The organism is Pseudoalteromonas distincta, from assembly GCF_000814675.1.
Taxonomy (GTDB): domain Bacteria; phylum Pseudomonadota; class Gammaproteobacteria; order Enterobacterales; family Alteromonadaceae; genus Pseudoalteromonas; species Pseudoalteromonas distincta.
In genome coordinates, this window is sequence record NZ_JWIG01000001.1 from 42,583 (window position 1) to 57,118 (window position 14,536).

11 protein-coding genes and 1 other RNA gene are annotated in these 14,536 nt (G+C 39.5%); 3 read left to right on the top strand and 9 right to left on the bottom strand.

The window, feature by feature from the left end; translation table 11 throughout:
* Positions 1-63: 63 nt before the first annotated feature.
* On the top strand, positions 64-1,158 hold the full coding sequence (locus QT16_RS00170; RefSeq protein WP_002958286.1) for a mechanosensitive ion channel family protein: 1,095 nt from the start codon (positions 64-66) through the stop codon (positions 1,156-1,158).
* A 32-nt stretch (positions 1,159-1,190) separates the two neighbouring features.
* Here QT16_RS00170 and QT16_RS00175 read toward each other — a convergent pair whose 3' ends face one another.
* The 5 genes from QT16_RS00175 to QT16_RS00195 form a co-directional block, all read right to left on the bottom strand.
* A complete protein-coding gene (locus QT16_RS00175) occupies positions 1,191-3,326 on the bottom strand; it encodes a TonB-dependent siderophore receptor (RefSeq protein ID WP_039484307.1) in 2,136 nt (711 codons plus the stop codon).
* A gap of 220 nt (positions 3,327-3,546) precedes the next feature.
* Positions 3,547-3,858 carry an EthD family reductase gene (locus QT16_RS00180; protein WP_002958288.1) on the bottom strand — a complete coding sequence of 104 codons (312 nt, stop codon included), beginning with the start codon at positions 3,856-3,858 and terminating at the stop codon, positions 3,547-3,549.
* A gap of 587 nt (positions 3,859-4,445) precedes the next feature.
* Complete coding sequence (scpC, locus tag QT16_RS00185; RefSeq protein WP_039484311.1) at positions 4,446-5,972, bottom strand: succinyl-CoA:acetate CoA-transferase ScpC; 1,527 nt, start codon at positions 5,970-5,972, stop codon at positions 4,446-4,448.
* Between the two features lie 312 nt (positions 5,973-6,284).
* An RNA gene (ffs, locus tag QT16_RS20490) (signal recognition particle sRNA small type) lies at positions 6,285-6,381 on the bottom strand.
* Between the two features lie 139 nt (positions 6,382-6,520).
* Complete coding sequence (locus QT16_RS00195) at positions 6,521-7,396, bottom strand: DUF3014 domain-containing protein (RefSeq protein WP_039484317.1); 876 nt, start codon at positions 7,394-7,396, stop codon at positions 6,521-6,523.
* Between the two features lie 239 nt (positions 7,397-7,635).
* Between QT16_RS00195 and QT16_RS00200 the strand changes: the two genes are divergently transcribed.
* A complete protein-coding gene (locus QT16_RS00200; protein ID WP_039484320.1) occupies positions 7,636-8,781 on the top strand; it encodes a patatin-like phospholipase family protein in 1,146 nt (381 codons plus the stop codon).
* Positions 8,782-8,796: 15 nt separating this feature from the next.
* Here QT16_RS00200 and QT16_RS00205 read toward each other — a convergent pair whose 3' ends face one another.
* A complete protein-coding gene (locus QT16_RS00205) occupies positions 8,797-10,770 on the bottom strand; it encodes a monovalent cation:proton antiporter family protein (protein WP_039484323.1) in 1,974 nt (657 codons plus the stop codon).
* A 133-nt stretch (positions 10,771-10,903) separates the two neighbouring features.
* On the opposite strand from QT16_RS00205, the gene QT16_RS00210 reads away from it, so the two are divergent.
* The gene (locus tag QT16_RS00210; protein WP_002958294.1) at positions 10,904-11,800 is read left to right on the top strand and encodes a GGDEF domain-containing protein; all 897 of its coding nucleotides are present in this window, start codon (positions 10,904-10,906) and stop codon (positions 11,798-11,800) included.
* A 30-nt stretch (positions 11,801-11,830) separates the two neighbouring features.
* On the opposite strand, the gene QT16_RS00215 is transcribed toward QT16_RS00210, so the two are convergent.
* The 3 genes from QT16_RS00215 to accA all read right to left on the bottom strand — a co-directional run bounded on the left by QT16_RS00215 (position 11,831) and on the right by accA (position 14,528).
* On the bottom strand, positions 11,831-12,184 hold the full coding sequence (locus QT16_RS00215) for a hypothetical protein (RefSeq protein WP_039484326.1): 354 nt from the start codon (positions 12,182-12,184) through the stop codon (positions 11,831-11,833).
* Positions 12,185-13,489 (bottom strand): tRNA lysidine(34) synthetase TilS, encoded by a 1,305-nt coding sequence (tilS, locus tag QT16_RS00220; protein ID WP_039484330.1) that lies wholly within the window; start codon positions 13,487-13,489, stop codon positions 12,185-12,187.
* 82 nt (positions 13,490-13,571) lie between these two features.
* Positions 13,572-14,528, bottom strand: coding sequence for an acetyl-CoA carboxylase carboxyl transferase subunit alpha (accA, locus tag QT16_RS00225; protein ID WP_002958297.1), 957 nt, complete (start codon positions 14,526-14,528; stop codon positions 13,572-13,574).
* Positions 14,529-14,536: the final 8 nt, after the last annotated feature.

Below are 14,536 nucleotides of genomic sequence, written 5' to 3' on the forward strand. Positions count from 1 at the left end.
ACCCAAACAAAGGTACATAACTTGCTGCAATATATATAAAACTATATTGTACAGGTTTAAGTTATGCTAAATAAAGCGCTGGAATTTTCTAACAACACACCTTGGTTAGGCGCAGCGTCCTCCCTTTTACTTATAGCTATACTACTGTTTTTAATTCGTTTTTTTGTAATGTACTGGCTAAAAAAATGGACTTCAAAAACCAAATTTATATTCGATACTTTACTAATAGAGTCAATATCTAAGCCGCTAACACTATGCACAATTATTGTGCTACTCACCATTTTAGAGCACGACACTTTCATTATTAGTACTTCTATTTCTCAACAGATCCCTTTTAATAGCATTAATATTGTATTAGCGCTGCTTGCACTTATTATGTTTTTAGACCGCTTTATTATTGGCACTATTAATTACTATGGTAAACAATCTGCCGTGGTTTTTAATTCAAAAAGCATAATTAAAGGCGTGATACGCGTTACATTATCGTCAGTGGGATTACTGGTTTTAATGGGCACGTTAGGTATTTCTATTACACCTATTATTGCCTCGTTAGGTATTACATCACTAGCTGTTGCCCTTGCTTTGCAACCTACCCTCGAAAACTTTTTTTCTGGCGTGCAGCTTGTAATAGATAAACCTATAAGGGTGGGTGATTTTATTGAGCTTGAATCTAAGGAGCAAGGCTTTGTTGATCATATAGGTTGGCGATCTACATGGGTTAAAATGCTACCCAACAATATGATTATTATACCTAATAGCCAATTATCTAAGTCGCGTATTATTAATTACTTTTACCCTGAAAAAGAGCTAAGCGTGCCTGTTGATATAAGCGTGCATTACGATTCAGATTTAGAATTTGTTGAACAAGTAACACTTGAAGTGGCTCGTGAAATACTTATTTCACACGAATGGGGCGTTGATGATTACAATACCTTTGTGGTTTTTCATACCTTTGATAGATCAAGCATTAACTTTACGGTAATGCTTAGAGCTAAAGAATACTTTAATCGCTTTTGGGTTAAATCTGCTTTTATAAAAGCCCTGCATAAACGCTATAAAAAAGAAGGTATTGTAATCCCCTTCCCTATTACGGCTATTAACACGACTCAAGAAGCCGCTAAATTTAATAGTGATAAAAAGGTGCAAGGCGACACTTAAAAAAGCGCGAGTAACTCTCGCGCTAATAAGTATTAAAACTTGTAAGTTATTTGCCCAATAATTTCACGAGGGCTGCCAGGAAAGTGGCCGTTTCGTTCACTAAATCCACTAACCGCGTATTCTTTGTCAAACAGGTTATTAATATTCACACTTAGTAATACGTCATCAAAGCGACTCGTCCAGCTCATATCAAATACAGTAAATGGTTTTACTTTTTGGCCACTGGTACTAAGTTGCTCACTTACGTAATTTGCACCAAATGCAATTGATGAGTCAATTGAATCAATAGCGTAGCGAGTCCATAAACCTGCCTGGTGGCGTGGTGCATTAGCAAAGCGCGAACCGTCCCCAAAAGTATTTGAAAGCGTATCACCCGTTACGCCGTCTACCACTTGCGTATCGTTGTATGCGTAGTTAGCCGTTACGGTCCAGTGCGCTGATAAATCACCGACTAAAGTTGTTTCAAATCCTCGGCTTTCTACTTCACCTATATTTAAAAGTGCAGCAATGCCATCCCCCGCTCCCGTATCGTCAGGGTTGCTCATTACCACGTTTTCTTTATTAATTTGGTAAATTGCAAAGGTGCTCATTATTTTGCCGTCGAGCCATTGGTTTTTCATACCCAGCTCGGTTTGCTTGCCGGTTTCTGGTTCTAAATTACCTTCGCCTTCTACATCTTCTTGGTCGGCTGACGATGTAGGGTTAAAGCTCTCTGAGTAGTTAATATATACCGATGTGTTTTCTACTGGCTGATAAGTAACAGCAACGCGCGGCGTTATATCGTTATCTGAGTAACTAAAACCAGTTTCTTGATTAAACTCTTTAAAATGGTCATAGCGTAGGCCTGCAATTATTGTCCACTGCTCGCCTATGCTAATTACGTCTTGCGCGTATACACCAAATCGGTCGGTATCAACGCCATCGCGGTTCATGTCGGTAAGGTTATAAGTACTTGGGTCGGTTTCACCGTAGTTTAAATTAAAAACATTTAAATTAGCGACGCCATCGGCCTCATATCGAGCACGAAAGTAGTCATATTCGGTATCAACGGTGTGGTAATCACCACCAAATAAAAACTGATGGGTTAATTGTCCTTGTCCAAAGTTATAAACAAAGTCGGTGGTTACACTTGCCTCTTTATTGGCACGAAATTGCTTACGGTATTCACGCTTAATCGTTTCGTCATCTATATTGGCAACGCCATCACCATTTACATCTACCCAGCTTTGCGACTCATGGTAGGCTTGGTCTCGCTCGTTATCCATGTAACGAAACGTAGTACTTAACGAAAAATCATCATTAAAATAATGGCTAAGTTCTGCTTGAAGCACCAAAGCTTCCATATTTTGATAATCAAACGACTCATTCGCGTTATAACTTGGGTCAACTAAAAAGTTACCGTTGTCATCTACCGGTACGCCACGTAAGCGGTTTCCGCCTAGGTCTTGTTTAATGTAGTCAACACTTGTGGTTAGGGTTGTTGAATCACTTAAATCAAATAACAATCCACCTGTCAGCTCGGTGTTTTTTGAGTCTGCATTGTTACGAAAGCTGTCTTGCTCTTCATAATAACCACCCAATCTATAAGCCATTGTATCGCTTAAACCACCCGTCATATCGAGTGATGCACCTCGGGTGTTGTAGTTACCCAAAGTAAGCTTTAATTCGCGTTTTTGTGTGTAGCTTGGCTTTTTGGTTACGTAATTAATCATCCCACCAGGTTCGCCACCGCCATACAAAGCAGAGGCAGGCCCTTTTAAAACCTCAACACGTTCAACATTAAATAACTGCGGTACACCAAAGCCCGAATATGGGTCGCCACGTACGCCATCGTAAAATACATTGGCATCGTCTCTAAAACCACGAAAAGTAACGCCTGAGTAACTGTATTCACTCACTCCCGCAATTGAGCGGTATAAATCGGTAATGTCGCGCGCGGCTTGGTCAATAATAAGTTGCTCGGTTAATACCTGAGCCGATTGCGGAAGCTTAATAAGATCTAAATTAGTTTTGGTACCAATTTTAGTTTCTGTTTCTAGGTAAAATTGCTGGGCACGGCCAGTTACTTCTATTTTTTCAATATCGTTATTTTGCTCTGCAAATGCCATATTAGAAAAAGCAGAAAAAGACGCAGCAATACTTAATGCCAAATAATTAGGGTTAAACATGATAATTCCTGGGAGAAGTGTAGATAGCCAACAAGCTAAATGATAACTCTTATCATTTTCATAATCAACACAGAAGCAACTTTAATACATCTAAATATTAGAACTAATATTACTTAAAACAGAGCGCTAGCCCTTTTATTGCAGTTAAAATAAAACCCCTACTGCACTAAATGCGGTAGGGGTTATTAAGTAGTTCTTAAATTAGTATTTAGCGTGTAATTTAACCCGCAATATTACTAATTTGAATTACTGGAGACACGTTAGTAAAGTTAACTAAATCAGCGGCTATTACCTCTTGATGAGGTGCAAAGGCTTGCTGAAAAGATTCTACCGATTCAAACACTAAATGCCCCATAGCAATATAAGTTGGCGCTTCGCCAGGTGCGCCACCTGCTAAACCTGCATCGGCACTACTTGATATAAGCGCTTTACCAACTAACTCTGCAACTAGGGGTAAATGTGTTTTACAGTAGTAGTCCATATCGAAAGTAGCACTTTCATTATTTGGGTATAGTACGCTTACTTTAATCATTACATTCTCTCTTTTATTTACTAAAAAATTTAAAGCGTCTTTTGAAACAGTATGAATCATACATAAGTAAAAAACGCATAAGTGAGCAGTCGCTCAATTATGCGTTATTCATACTCATAGCGCCAGTAATTTGATTACATTGCTTATTTTAATTAAGGTGATACTTCGCTAATTTACTTGAGTGCGGGTCGTTTTTTAAAAGGTTTGGGCAGTAAAGGTTCTACAAAGTTAACGCACGTATTTATTCAATATGCTAAATCAGACTCAAAACCTTCAGGCAAAATATAAACCAAGCCCTTAACTGGTTTTACTGTAAGGTCGCTCTTCTAACCCTCTGTCAAACGCCATTTAAGCATCTCTATTTTTTAATAAACACATTACACACTTAATAACGGTAATAGCACTTAAACCTAAGTAAATAAAATAATAAAAGGTGGCTGGGAAAGGTATGCAAAGAGTAGGTATAAAATTATTTTGGACTTACAGTTTTTATCAAACCGCACTAATCAAAGCTGATTGAGCTGACACTAGTGCGGTTCAAAAGTAAGTATAAAACTTACTAATTCAATTTTAATAAACCAAAATGCTTATGCAGAAAGTTGCACTGGAGCATCTGCTACAGATACTTTTTTCATGCTGCCTTGTTGTTCAAGGCGAATATGCCAACTAAATGCTTCTTCAAGTAAATGAGGGGTATGCCCACCACGCTCACAAGCACGACTGTAGTAATCTAACATATCGTCGCGGTAATCTGGGTGCACGCAGTGCTTAATAACTTGTACAGCACGCTCTCGCGGCGCTAAACCGCGTAAATCAGCTAAGCCTTGCTCGGTTACTAAAATATCAACATCGTGTTCGTTATGATCAACATGGCTCGCCATAGGCACTACGCTTGAAATAGCCCCATTTTTAGCAATCGATTTAGTCACAAATATTGCTAAATGAGCATTACGAGCAAAATCACCAGAGCCACCAATACCATTCATCATTCGTGTGCCACACACATGTGTTGAATTTACGTTGCCATACATATCAAACTCAAGCGCGGTGTTTATTGCAATAATCCCTAAACGGCGCACTATTTCAGGATGGTTAGAAATTTCTTGAGGGCGTAACACTAGCTTGTCTTTGTATTTTTCTAAATTATTGAATACTTGCGCGTTACAACGCTCCGATAAAACAATTGAGCTGCCTGATGCAAAGCTCATCTTACCTGCGTCAATTAGGTCAAATGTCGAATCTTGCAGTACTTCAGAGTACATTGTTAGGTCTTTAAAGTCAGAATCGAGTAGTCCCATCATCACTGCATTAGCAATGTTACCAATGCCTGCTTGTAGTGGACCTAAATTAGCTGGCAATTTATTTTGAGCCACTTCTTCTTTAAAAAAGTTAACTAAATGGCGCGCAATAGATGCGGTGTCTTCATCAGGGTCGGTTACGGTAGAAAACGAGTCGCTTTGGTTAGTAAAAACAATACCAACAATTTTTGCAGGATCGATAGGAATAGCAGTACTACCAATTCTATCATCTACTTTAACTAACGGCATTGGTTGACGAGTAGGACGATACGAAGGAATGTATATATCGTGCAAACCTTCAAGATTCGGGTTATGCAGCATATTAATTTCAACGATGACTTGTTTGGCAAAAATAGCAAAACTGGCTGAGTTACCTACCGATGTCGTTGGCACAATATGCCCTTCTTCGGTAATAGCGACGGCTTCAATAACAGCCACATCAGGCATGGTTAATTGATGATTGCGTAGATGCTCAACTGTTTCAGATAAATGCTGATCAATAAACATAACTTCGCCGTTATTAATCGCTTTACGTAAAGTGCTATCTACTTGAAAAGGCATACGACGCGCTAAAATGCCCGCCTCTGTTAATAGCTTGTCGAGATCATTACCTAATGACGCACCCGTCATTAAATTTATTTTGATTGGATTTTTTTTGACTTGCTCAATTAATGCTCTGGGTACTGCTTTAGCTTCTCCGGCACGAGTGAAACCACTCATCCCTACAGTCATTCCATCTTTAATAAATTGGCTTGCTTGCTCTGCCGGCATTACCTTGTCGTGCAGGTTACTATTGCGAATACGTTCCAAGTGCATACTGAGCTCCTCTCTAAATTTGTCATTATTCTAATCCTAACTTCGTACTACACAATCTAGACTTAAGTCGTATTTTACGAATCGAGGATGAGCAACATGTTTAAAAGGGAGGTTAATTTACTTTTAATTAATATTACCATGTAGTTATTAGTAATATTTTTTACAAAAAAATCACACAACAATCTATAAAGTAATTTATAAAGTAATTTATAAAGTAATCAATAAATAAATAGTATTATTTAATTAGAGGAATTATTTTTGAGGAGATAAATTTATTAGTATAAACACCCAAATGAGGAATTTGGGTGGCAGTCTTACCAGCCACATCTCGGCACACACGTCACAAACTGTGGCTGCTCCCTTCCGGGCCTGACCAGGTTCGCCTGCTAGTGTTGCGAGAGGACCAATAAGACTACCATTGAGGGCCTTGGTTGGCGCGGGAAGGATTATCTCTACTTTTGCTCTGTTATTCAAGGGATAATCTAAAAAGAAAGTGCGATTGCATACTTCATATACAATCGCGACGTATTTAGCTGTTTTAGTGCGTATTAATTGTTCTCTAACTGCGCTTTTATATTACGAAGTGCTGCTTTTACTTTTTTCATGTTTTCTGGACCCATACGTAAAAGCTGTTTTTGCGCAGCAGGTAATTGCTCCCACTCCGAAAACGCATACTGATACGTCACTGAGTCGCGAAGTAACGGCAAGTCACCTTCAGGCTCTGGCGTATCAAGTAATAAATCGATTGCATCGGTTAGCGTTTGATTAAACTCATCATCGCCATAACCAATTTCACTGTATGCATTATTTATAAGTGGCTTGTACTCTTCGTACATACGAACGGCTTGCGCTGCACTCATACTGGTAAATATTTTCACATACGGGGTATAACGCTCGTAGCTATTAGGGTTAATTGTGAGGATATCCCCTTCATTAACGCTAAATTTTTCTTCTGGCTGTACAACAGGCGTGTGCTTTTTAGCTACCTTACCTTTAGCTAGGTTATCTACAAATACAACACCACGGCGAATTACATCGTCGGTCACCATTAGGCTCATTACTGAGTCGCTTAGGTACTCATCCATTTTAGCAACCACAACTGCATCACTTTCGTTAAGTGTTGGTAGTGGCTCTACTTCAGGCTCCGGCTCACTCGGGCTTTGTGCTGGTACTTCAAGCTCGGCTGGTTTTTCTGGCATTACAGATGGCGCGTCTACCACTGGGTCATTCTCGGGTTTAAGCTCCATCATAGGTTGCTCTTTAACTGCGGGCTCTACCTCAGTGCGTGTTTCTTGCTCGTCACTTGGTGTGAGCAATACGAAGGCGGCCGCACATGCTACGACTATTAAAATAATAACGGCGAAAAGAATATTGTTATTAGGTGGACGTTTTTGAACATCTGATGCTTCTGGTTTATCTGACATACGAACTCCATAAAAATTAAAATGCGATATCACTTAGAGTACGCTAAGTGGATTAAATTCATTCTTACACAAATACTATGACATTTTATATTACGGCAACTATAACAAAGTAAGTTACCTACTAGATTGGGTGATTAAATAATGTAATAAGCATTAGGGCAGTTATCCTTTGATTCTTCTAGCTTAAAGACTTACAGTTAATAAATAAAGTAAAGACGTAGAACAGTTTAACCACCAATATGAAAATCAAGCAAGTTGATCCACAAAAACCTAAAACTGCCTTATTACTTACAGGTGGTGGCGCACGAGCTGCTTATCAAGTGGGTGTGCTAAAAGCGCTAGCTCATAGTATGCCTCGTACTGCTCCATTGCCATTTAGAGTAATAAATGGCACCTCCGCTGGCGCTATTAACTCAGCTGCATTGGCATGTTACGCTTCTTGTGCGCATTTGGCTGTACGAAAGCTCGAATCAGTTTGGAAAAACTTTTCAACCTCTATGGTCTATAAAAGTGACTTTTTAAGCGTGTTTGGTCATATTGCTCGCAATATCTTAACGAGCTTTCAGTCAGAGCATATTAACCACCCACCAGCGAGCTTACTAAATAACCGCCCTCTGCGTAGTTTATTAAACGAGATTTTAGATTTACACCGCATTGAGCGCAATTTACACCGTAATTATTTAGATGCGCTGTCTATTACAGCCTCAAGTTATACAACGGGTGACTCTGTTGCATTTTTTCAATCTAATACGCAAACATCTTGGCAACGTGCTAAACGCGAAGGCCGCGCAACTCGTATTAATGTTGAGCACTTAATGGCATCAAGTGCCATTCCTATGGTGTTTCCAAGTGTAAATATTTATAACCATTACTTTGGGGATGGCTCTATACATCAACTTTCTCCGCTGAGTCCGTCGATTCATTTAGGCGCTGAAAAAATATTTATTATTGGAGTAGACCAACCTAAAGAATTACACCCGCCGGGTTATTCGCCACATTATCCTGGACTCTCTGCTGTTGCGGGGCATTTGCTAGACAGTGTATTTACCGACACTATGCAATCGGATTTAGAGCGTTTGGCTCGTGTTAACCGCACATTAGGGCTATTACCCGCTCGCGACAAACATCAAGAACTTAAACAAATAGATACCTTTGTAATTAACCCATCGCAAAACTTTAATGCTATTGCAGCGCAGTATTACGACGATATGCCTTGGGCTATTAAAGTATTGCTACGTACGATAGGCGTTAAAAAACATTCGCAATCGAGCTTAACCAGTTATCTATTGTTTGAAAAACGCTACACCCAGCATTTAATGCAAATTGGTTATGAAGACGGTATGAAAAAATTACCGGAGATACGCACGTTTTTAGAACTAGATTAAGCCCAAACAGAAACGTTATTCTATTCCGTCGAGCAGGTAGTGCTCTACCCGCTCAACACGCCTTGGTTTACCTTGTAACACTAAAACGTCATTAGCCAATAAGATTGTTTGTGCTGATGGCGTGTCTATTTCTGCCCCTTCTCTGCGCAGTGCTTTTACCAGTACCCGACGCTTTTCTAAATTTAAATTTTCGATTTTTTTATTAACTGCATAAGCTTTATCAGGAAGAGCAACCACATGTAAGTACTCTAACCTGTCACTTGATGTATCTTCGTTATCTTTAAAATAGCCTGCATAAAAGCTTTGCATTAACGGATAACGATTACGACGCTCTTTACTTACTCTTCGCACAATACGCGTCATCGGTACTCCCGACATAGACAACACATGCGACACGAGCATTAAGCTTGCCTCTAACGACTCAGGTACTACTTCGGTTACGCCCAACTCTTTTAAATAATCTAGCTGGCTATCGTCACGGGTACGAATGAGTATTTTAACATTGGGTGCTATTTGCTTTATGGCATCAATCACAACTTGTGCATGATCAAACTCTGTAAAAGTAATAATAACCAAGCGAGCTCGCTCTACTCCTGCGCACTTTAAAATATCTTTTTGTTTAACATAGCCAAATATGACAGGCTCACCCGCCGCTTTGCCTTCTTGTACTAAAATTGGGTTACTTTCAATCGCAACATAGTCTATTGCTTCGGGCTTTAAAAAACGCGCTATAGTTTGCCCAACTCGTGAAAAACCACAAATAACAACATGGTCACTATAAAGCGTACTACTTTGTGGCTCACTCTCGAGCGCCAAACTTGGGCGATCGAGTATGCCTAAACGCTTTAAAATAAATGGCGTTTTATCAATCAAAAATGGGGTAAATGCCATTGAAAGCACACCAAGGGCAATTAAAAATGAAGCTTGCTCTGAATTTAATAATTGATGCTGGCCAGCAAGTGCAATAAGTACAAAGCCAAACTCCCCCATTTGCCACAGCATAATGCCACAGGCGAGTGAATCTTGGTTTCGCTCATGCATTAGCCGCGCGCTAAAGGCTACCACTGCAATTTTTAATACCAGTAAACCCAGCAAGGCACCAATAATTATTACGATATGCCCCAGTACAAATAAAATATCTAGCTGCATACCTACAGTAACAAAAAATAGCCCCATTAAAATATCGCGAAATGGGCGTATATCGGCCTCTAACTGATGCCTGTAATGGCTCTCACCTAACATCATTCCGGCTAAAAAAGCACCTAGCGCCATAGACAAGCCAAACATATAGGTTAAAAAGCCTGCAAACAACGCGACTAATATGGTGGTAAGTACAAATAACTCATCGGTTCGTACTTGCGCTATTTCTTTAAACACAATGGGCAATACCCATTTACCAATTGCCCAAAGAAGCACACATACAAATGCGCCTTTACTTAGGGCAAACGCTAAAGCCCAGCCAATACTTTGAGAGTCACTTGATGCAAATAAAGGAAGTATTATTAATAGAGGAACAACAGCAATATCTTGAAAAAGCAGTACACCAACGGCCAATTGCCCACGGCGCTGATTAAGCTCACCCGTTTCCTTTAATAGCTTAACAACCACAGCGGTTGAAGAAAGTGCCATAATTGTGCCGATGGTAAAACTGGTGAGTAATGAAAAGTTTAAGCAATATAGAATAATAATGAAGAGTAAACTGGTTATACCTACTTGTAATGAGCCCAAACCAAATACTAGGTTTCGCATTGCCATTAACCGAGAAATAGAAAATTCTAGCCCTAAACTAAATAACAAAAACACAATACCCAATTCAGCTACAAACTCTATTTCGTGAGATTGTGCAAGCCAGCCAATACCATGACTACCGGCTAAAACCCCCGTTGCTAGGTACGCTAAAATAGGCGGCAAGCCAATGCGCTTAAAAAACCACACAAAAAGAACTGCCGCGACTAATAAGCCAAAAATTTGAGCATTAATACTTTGCAAATGCAGCCTCGCGTTTAAATTAAACTAGTAGCTTGTAAGTAAATATAACAACCATATGTTTTTCATGCAATTTTAAAATATGGCACAAAAATAGCTTAGTTATTGCAAAGTAACACCCTCGGGGGAGAATTTAATGGAAAACGTCCATATTTTGACGCAGCGTGTGTCTGGTCGCGGTGATTTTTTGCCGTTTTCGGCTGAACACTCACCTACAAATGAAATAACTGAAACGCATGAACTCGTCGCAGAGCTACAAACAAGCTTAGTGATCGAGGATGTTCTGGCTATTTACGCTAAATTTGCAAAACAATTGCTCAATTTTTCTGGATTGCAGTTTCAATCAACTTTAGGTACTGCTCAAACATCACAAAGTGATACAAATAGTACACCCTATATTTTTGATTTAGCGATTAATAAAGACCACTTAGGGCAGCTAATTTATTTTAGTAAATTCCCGCTTGGTCAAGCCATTGAGAAAAAGCTACATACTTTGCATACTGCGCTGGTTTATCCACTTCGTAATGCGATGATGTATAGTCGCGTACTAAAGCTTGCCACAAAGGATGCGTTAACCGGTTTAAATAATCGTAGTCAATTTAATGATTTTTTACTTCAAAAGCTTGAAAACTGTCGCCGTTATCAACGTCCATTTAGTTTAATGTTGCTTGATTTAGATAACTTTAAACAAGTTAACGACAACTTCGGCCATAAAATTGGTGACGATACACTTAAAGAATTTTCAAAAGTACTGTGTAGTAGTATACGCGGCACTGATTCGGTATTTAGATTTGGTGGTGATGAGTTTGCTTTACTTATTGAAGACCCTGAGTTTACAACTAATAAAGTAATTGCTGAGCGTATAATGTGCTTAGTAAGAAAATCGCCATTAATGTCTAAGTATAAAGTAACAACTAGTATTGGTTTTACTCTAGCTAACAGCCAAGATTGCGAAACTGAGATATTTGCTCGAGCAGATAAAGGTTTATACAAAGCAAAGGCATCAGGTAGAAACTGCGCAAAAGCATATTAGTTTTTACTTAACTGCATTAAATAAAAAAGCCTAGCTTCCCCCGCTAGGCTTTGCACTTACCAATTTATAAATAAACAACGCAGCACAAAAACCAAAAAAGAACCCGCTAATTAAATTAAGTAATGCAGTAATAGTAGCAAGCGGTGTAAATAATACTAAAAGCAGTGGCAGGCTCACGCCTAAAATAAAAAACAATCCACCTTTACCTAACCAATAAGCTAATAAAAGTACTGCAGATGCAACCCCACCAGCGACTGCATAACCTAACGTAACTATATTTAACTCAAGTAAAACATTAGCGATAACAGCAATAAGCGCTGTTATTAGCATACCCATTGGCGCTTTTTTTACTAACGATAAGCCAACATGCGGCTGTTTACTCATTTATTTACACTCCCAAAAAATACCATTTTCATCAACATGCTTAGCGCTTATAAAACAACCAACCACTTGAACTAACTCATCATTATAAAAAATAAGCGGCACACTGGCGCGTAGCCACGGCGCTATTTTTGCATCTTTAAACCAATGCTTAACTGTATTACTGCCAGGCTTTTTAAGTGGTTTAATACGTGCGCTATTGCAATTAAAGCGCACTATTACTTGCTCATTTGAGTGTGGAGGTCTTACTCCAAAACCAATGCTTTTAATTAATAAGCGCCCGTCTGCAAGTTTTAGCTGTGAATGATTCAGCTCAATATCTATTAATACTTCACTTGGTGTTACAAAATACAAATAACCTTGGTGACGACGTATTTGCCCATCGAGCAAATCAATACGCATTTGTGCGTCGTTTTTTGCGCACATTGCTTGATTAATAATTTGCTCAAGCTGCTTTTGCGATGGCATGACTTGTGTAAATAATGTAAGCCACGCACGTACTATATTTGCAATACGCGCTGAGCTGTATTTGCTTATTTGGCTAATGCACAGTGCTTGGTAATCGTTAATACACTTATTTAAATCAAGCTGAGTATATTCATCAAGTAATGTTTGCTGTTGTTGTAGTAGCTCAATACTTCGTGCTGTACATTGTTCAAACCCAGCAAAACGCTCGGCTAACACAGGTACTATTTTTGAGCGTAAAAAGTTACGGTCAAAACTTTCATCTGTATTTGAGTCATCAGTTATGTGGTCAATACTAAAGCGCGCCGCAAACGCTTCTATATCGCTTCGCTTTACGTTTAACAATGGCCTAAAACATACACGGCCACTTTGCAGCAAACGCGCTTGGTGCATGGCGCCAAGCCCTTTTAAACCCGAGCCACGCTTTAAGCGCAGTAAAAACGTTTCTACTTGGTCGTTTAAATGTTGGCCCAATAAAACAATGCTGCCTTTTGGGCTTAGCTCATCAAGTGCCTTGTAACGTGCATCGCGAGCTTGGGCTTCAAGGCTCGTACGCGACTGCTGCTCAATTACAACTTTTGCGGCTTTAAAAGGCACATCAAGCTCAATACATACGTTTTTGCAAAAGCGTTGCCAGTCATCAGCATACTGGCTCAAGCCATGGTGAACATAAATAGCTGATACATCAATTGCAGGATTATCGGCTCTTAAAGCACGCATTAAATGCAGCAGCACCACAGAATCAACACCACCAGAAAGCGCCACAGTAAAAACAGTGTTACCTTGCTCAATATAGCTATTTAGTGATTTTTTTAATTGCTGATAAATTGCTGTTGTATGCATATGCCGCACTTTTATATAAAAACTCTGAACATTTTAAAGCAAAAAAGCCGCATAAGCGGCTTTTTTTTAACAATTAATGTGTTTAGCAATAACCAAACGACATTAAACGTTTGTAACGTTGATCAAGCATTTCTTCAAGCGTAAGCGCTTGTAAGTCTGCTAGGTCACGCTTAAGGCGTACTTTTAAGTTACGTGCCATAGCATCGTAATTACGATGTGCACCACCTAGAGGCTCATCAACTAAGTTGTTGATTAAGTCTAGCTCTTTAACGCGCTCTGCGGTTACACCCATTGCTTCTGCTGCAAGCGGTGCTTTGTCAGCGCTTTTCCAAAGAATAGACGCACAACCTTCAGGCGAAATTACAGAATAAGTGCTGTATTGCAACATGTTAACTCTGTCGCCAACACCAATTGCTAATGCACCGCCTGAACCGCCTTCACCAATAACCGTACATATTGTCGGCACTTTAAGTGACGCCATTACTTTTAAGTTACGTGCGATTGCTTCAGATTGACCACGTTCTTCAGCGCCAACACCTGGGTATGCACCTGGTGTGTCAATAAAGGTCATGATTGGCATTTTAAAACGCTCAGCCATTTCCATTAAGCGTAATGCTTTACGGTAACCTTCTGGCTTTGGCATACCAAAGTTGCGTTTAATTTTTTCAGCGGTATCACGACCTTTTTGTTGGCCAATAACCATTACTGGTTCGCCATCTAAACGCGCAATGCCACCTAAAATAGCTGGATCGTTAGCAAAAGTACGATCGCCAGCAAACTCGTCAAATTCCGTGAAAATGCGCTCGATATAATCTCGAGTGTAAGGACGCAACGGATGACGTGCTAACTGTGATACTTGCCAAGCGCCTAAATTAGAAAAAATCTCCTGTTTTTGTTTGGCACTTTTTTCTTTTAATTTGCTGACTTCCTCTTCTAACTCAAGGTCTAATTCGCCAGCGCGGCTGATACTTTGTAATTCTTCAATTTTTGCTTCTAATTCTGCAATTGGAAGCTCAAAATCAAGATAATTGAGGCTCATGCTCTAAA

Excerpts from the sequence above, each read along its gene's own strand:
- QT16_RS00170 (WP_002958286.1), top strand. The coding sequence starts at position 64 with ATGCTAAATAAAGCGCTGGAATTTTCTAACAACACACCTTGGTTAGGC.
- QT16_RS00175 (WP_039484307.1), bottom strand. The coding sequence starts at position 3,326 with ATGTTTAACCCTAATTATTTGGCATTAAGTATTGCTGCGTCTTTTTCT.
- QT16_RS00180 (WP_002958288.1), bottom strand. The coding sequence starts at position 3,858 with ATGATTAAAGTAAGCGTACTATACCCAAATAATGAAAGTGCTACTTTC.
- scpC (WP_039484311.1), bottom strand. The coding sequence starts at position 5,972 with ATGCACTTGGAACGTATTCGCAATAGTAACCTGCACGACAAGGTAATG.
- QT16_RS00195 (WP_039484317.1), bottom strand. The coding sequence starts at position 7,396 with ATGTCAGATAAACCAGAAGCATCAGATGTTCAAAAACGTCCACCTAAT.
- QT16_RS00200 (WP_039484320.1), top strand. The coding sequence starts at position 7,636 with ATGAAAATCAAGCAAGTTGATCCACAAAAACCTAAAACTGCCTTATTA.
- QT16_RS00210 (WP_002958294.1), top strand. The coding sequence starts at position 10,904 with ATGGAAAACGTCCATATTTTGACGCAGCGTGTGTCTGGTCGCGGTGAT.
- QT16_RS00215 (WP_039484326.1), bottom strand. The coding sequence starts at position 12,184 with ATGAGTAAACAGCCGCATGTTGGCTTATCGTTAGTAAAAAAAGCGCCA.
- tilS (WP_039484330.1), bottom strand. The coding sequence starts at position 13,489 with ATGCATACAACAGCAATTTATCAGCAATTAAAAAAATCACTAAATAGC.
- accA (WP_002958297.1), bottom strand. The coding sequence starts at position 14,528 with ATGAGCCTCAATTATCTTGATTTTGAGCTTCCAATTGCAGAATTAGAA.